The organism is bacterium, assembly GCA_036524115.1.
Lineage (GTDB): Bacteria > JAUVQV01 > JAUVQV01 > JAUVQV01 > DATDCY01 > DATDCY01.
On record DATDCY010000325.1, the window covers coordinates 1 to 3636 of the forward strand.

A 3636-nucleotide genomic window follows, 5' to 3' on the forward strand; every position below is an offset into this window, starting at 1 on the left:
CCGCTGCGCCGTCGCGAGCGTGCGCGCCGCCGCGGGCAGGTGCCCGCCGCGGCCCGGCGCCGCCTCGTCGGCCGCGAGGAACGTCCGGCCGGTCGCGAACTCGAGGGCGACCTCCCGGTCGGCGTCGGGGGAGAGACCGAAGAGGTCCAGCTGCACGACGGGCTGGTCCGCGAGCGACGTGCGCCAGTTCTCGAAGGGCACGAAGGCGCGATCGGGGTCGGCGAGCCCCGGCAGGGCGGCGCGGGCGACCCCCTTGGCGATCTCATCGGCAAGGCGCGAGGCGCGCGACTCCAGGTCCGGCCACTCGTCGAGGAGCACCACCGGCGGGGCCGGGAGGTAATCGACGATCGTCTGGCGCGAGTGCAGCAGCGCCGCCGCGTAGTGCTCCAGGCCGGGGAGCGCCGCGGCCTGCTGCGCCAGCCACGACTCGCCGCCTTCGGGGGCCCCCTCGGGGGCGACGAGGTGCTTGTTCAGGGTGCCAAGCACCCCGCCGTCGAGAAAGATCTCGCGCGCCGGCAGGACGACGAAGCGCTCGAGCGGGCCGGTGTTGCGCTGGGTCTCGGGGTCGAAGCGGTGGATCGAGTCGACCTCGTCCCCGAAGAGCTCGACGCGCACGGGCGAGCCCTCGCCGGGGGGGAAGAGGTCCACGATGCCGCCGCGCTGGGCGAAGTCCCCCGGCTCGGCGGCGCGCTCGACGGGGCGGTAGCCCCACTGGAGCAGGTGGCGGCGCAGGCGTTCCCAGGAGAGCGTGTCGCCGCGGCGCACCTCCAGCCGCGCGAGCAGCAGCCTGCCCCGGGGGATGAGGTGCTGGAGCACCGCCTCGAGCGGGGCGACGAGCAGCGGGCGGCCCCCGCCGGCTGCGAGCGCGGCGAGCGTTTCGATGCGGGCGGCGGCGATCCCGGGCTCCGGCGAGAGCGGCTCGAAGGGGAGGACCTCGCGCGACGGGAAGAGCAGGGCGCGCTCGCCGCGCGCGAGCCAGAACGCGGCCTCGCGGTGGAAGCGCTCGGCCTCCGCGTTGCCGGCCGTGACGACGAGCAGCGGGGATGCGATCGCGCGGTGGAGCATCGCGGCGAGGAACGGTCGCGCGGCGGGGACGGCGCCGCGCAGCGTGATCCGCGCCGGCGCCTTGCGCAGCGCCTCCGCGACCTCCCGGAGGATGGCCTCAGCCTGCGCGTTCATCGCCTCGTCGGGTGCTCTGCGTCGTTCGAGCCGCCGGAGAGTCGGCGCCGGAGTTCTTGGGGGGCGTGATCACAGACCCTGAAGAGGCACGGGAATAAGAACGTGCGGCACCGTCTGCCGGAGGTGCCGGGGAGCGTCATTTTTCGTCCTGGCAAGACACGTCGAACGGGTCGGTCCGGTGCTGCCCAGGCCCTGCAGGAGCGTCATCTTGGGTCCTGGCAAGGCAGCGACAAGCGCGCGCGGAGGCGTACTGGAAAGTACGCCGCACAAGCAGCGCGCGGAGCAACGCCGCCAGGGCGCAAGAGGGCCTCCTGAACGGCCCGGGCTACTCCGTCATGCAGTCGGGGTGGTACCAGGTGTCGGTCTCGCGGTTCCAGTACAGCTCCTTCTTCAGCCCGATGCCCTTGCACTTGGCGCACGGGGCGTTCGGCCAGGCGGCCCACTGGTCCGCCTTCTCGTCCCAGGCGGTGAAGGTCTTGCCCTGGAACTGCCGGGGCTCCTTGTGCATCCAGGAGTCGTCCTCCTTGAAGAACTCCACGATCTTGTCCCAGAAGCCCATCGAATCCCCCCTCTTCGTCGTCGCCTGCACGCTCACCTATCACATCCGGGCCCCGGCGTAAACCGGCCTGTCCGCCGGCTTCGGCCGCGGCGGCCGCCTCCATCCTACCCGTCCGCCGGGCCTCGCGCCAGTCCGTGCGCCGCCGGGCGCTTCAGGGGCCGGCGAGGAGGGTCACGTCGGCGAGGCGGGAGCTCCCGGTGAGGGCCATGAGCAGCCGGTCGACGCCGAGCGCGTTGCCGGCGCAGGGCGGGACGCCGGACGCCAGCGCGTCGAGGAACGCGCGGTCGACGGGGTAGGGCTCCTTCCCGCGGCGGGCGCGCTCGGCGTTGTCGCGGGCGAAGCGCTCCTCCTGCTCGCGCGCGTCGGTCAGCTCCGAGAAGCCGTTGCAGATCTCGAGGCCGTCGAGGAGGAGCTCGACGCGCTCGCAGACCGCGGGATCGTCGGCCTTGCGCCGCGCGAGCGCCCCGGCCGGCGCCGGCCAGTCCGTGAGGAAGACCGCGCCGAGCTCCGCGAGCCGCGGCTCGACCTTCTCGACAAAGTCCTCGAAGAAGCGCTCTTCGTCGAACGCGCGCGAGGGGCGCCACCGGGCCCAGCGGCCGTAGGCTTCGTCGACCGTGAGGCGCGCGAACGGGCGCGGCCAGCTCCCGAGGCGTGTCGGGACGCCCTCGTCCTCGAGCGCGGCGGCCGCCACGGCCACGAGCTCCTCGGTGGTCGCCATCAGGTCGTGGTAGTCCTCGCCGCCGGCGTACCACTCGAGCAGGGTGAACTCCGGCGCGTGCCGCTCCCCGCGCTCCCCGGCGCGGAAGGCGCGCGCGACCTGGACGATGCGCGTGCAGCCGGCGGCCAGGAGCTTCTTCATCTCCAGCTCGGGTGAGGTGGCGAGATGTCGCCCCGAACCCGCCGGGATCGCGTCCACGTGCGCGTCGATCCCCGGGCAGACCACGCGCTGGGGCGTCTCGACTTCAATGAAGCCGCGCTCCTGGAACCAGCCGCGCAGCCGGCGCACCACGAAGTCGCGCAGCCGCAGCCGCTCGTGCAGCGGCCTTGAACGGTAGCGGTGCCGGTCCATTGAAGACGATGTCGTTACGCTGGCTGGATGCGAGCGTCAGTCTTCGTCCCGGCAAGGCAGCCCGGCATGTCCGCGCGGAGGCGTACTGGTGTACGCCGCACAAGCGAGACTGCCGGGCAACGCCGCCGGGGCGGAGAATGGCCTCGCAGCCAGCCCGCGCACTAGCGCGCCACGCGGCGGAGATATTCTCCGGTTCTCGTGTCGATCTGGAGCCAGTCGCCTTGCTTGACGAAGAGCGGCACCATGATCGAGGCGCCGGTGGAGAGCTTGGCGGGCTTGGTCGCGCCGGTCGCCGTGTCGCCCTTGACGCCGGGGTCGGACTCGATCACCTCCAGCTCGACGAAGTTCGGCGGCGTGACGCCGATCGGCTGCTCGCGGAAATAGAGGATCTTGACGGAGAGGTTCTCGGTGATCCAGTTCGCGGCATCCCCGACGTGCTCCGCGTCGAGCTCGACCTGCTCGTAGCTCGCGCTGTTCATGAAGTGGTAGCGGTCCCCCTCCTTGTAGAGGAACTGCATGTCGTGCTCCTCCAGCGCGGCCGGCTCGAGCCGCTCGCCCGTCTTGTAGGTCCGGTCGAGGACGGCGCCGGTGATCATGTTCTTCAGCCGGGTGCGCGTGAAGGCATTGCCCTTGCCGGGCTTGACGTGCTGGAAGTCCGTGACCACGTAGGGTGCGCCGTCAATGACCACCTTGAGGTTCTTCCGGATGTCGGATGTCTCGTACATCTGCTCCTCCGTTGCTGCTCGCGTTGGATTGTGCCGCGGTTGCGGGCGCCGCGCGCGGGCCCCGCGCGGGACCCTGGCGGGCCGCGCCGCGCGGCCGGTCAGAC

At 72.2% G+C, this 3636-nt stretch carries 4 protein-coding genes; all 4 read right to left on the reverse strand.

Annotated elements, in window-relative coordinates; translation table 11 throughout:
- Positions 1-1179, reverse strand: a 1179-nt coding sequence (locus tag VI078_15745) for a hypothetical protein (GenBank protein HEY6000739.1), incomplete at its 3' end; no start/stop codon positions are given.
- A 325-nt stretch (positions 1180-1504) separates the two neighbouring features.
- Positions 1505-1774 (reverse strand): hypothetical protein, encoded by a 270-nt coding sequence (locus VI078_15750; GenBank protein ID HEY6000740.1) that lies wholly within the window; start codon positions 1772-1774, stop codon positions 1505-1507.
- A gap of 115 nt (positions 1775-1889) precedes the next feature.
- Entirely contained in the window at positions 1890-2807 is a 918-nt protein-coding gene (locus VI078_15755) for an amino acid--tRNA ligase-related protein (GenBank protein ID HEY6000741.1), read from the reverse strand.
- A gap of 161 nt (positions 2808-2968) precedes the next feature.
- Entirely contained in the window at positions 2969-3532 is a 564-nt protein-coding gene (efp, locus tag VI078_15760; protein HEY6000742.1) for an elongation factor P, read from the reverse strand.
- Positions 3533-3636 lie beyond the last annotated feature (104 nt).

Coding starts and splice junctions, on each gene's coding strand:
- VI078_15755 (HEY6000741.1), bottom strand. CDS start 2,807: ATGGACCGGCACCGCTACCGTTCAAGGCCGCTGCACGAGCGGCTGCGG.
- efp (HEY6000742.1), bottom strand. CDS start 3,532: ATGTACGAGACATCCGACATCCGGAAGAACCTCAAGGTGGTCATTGAC.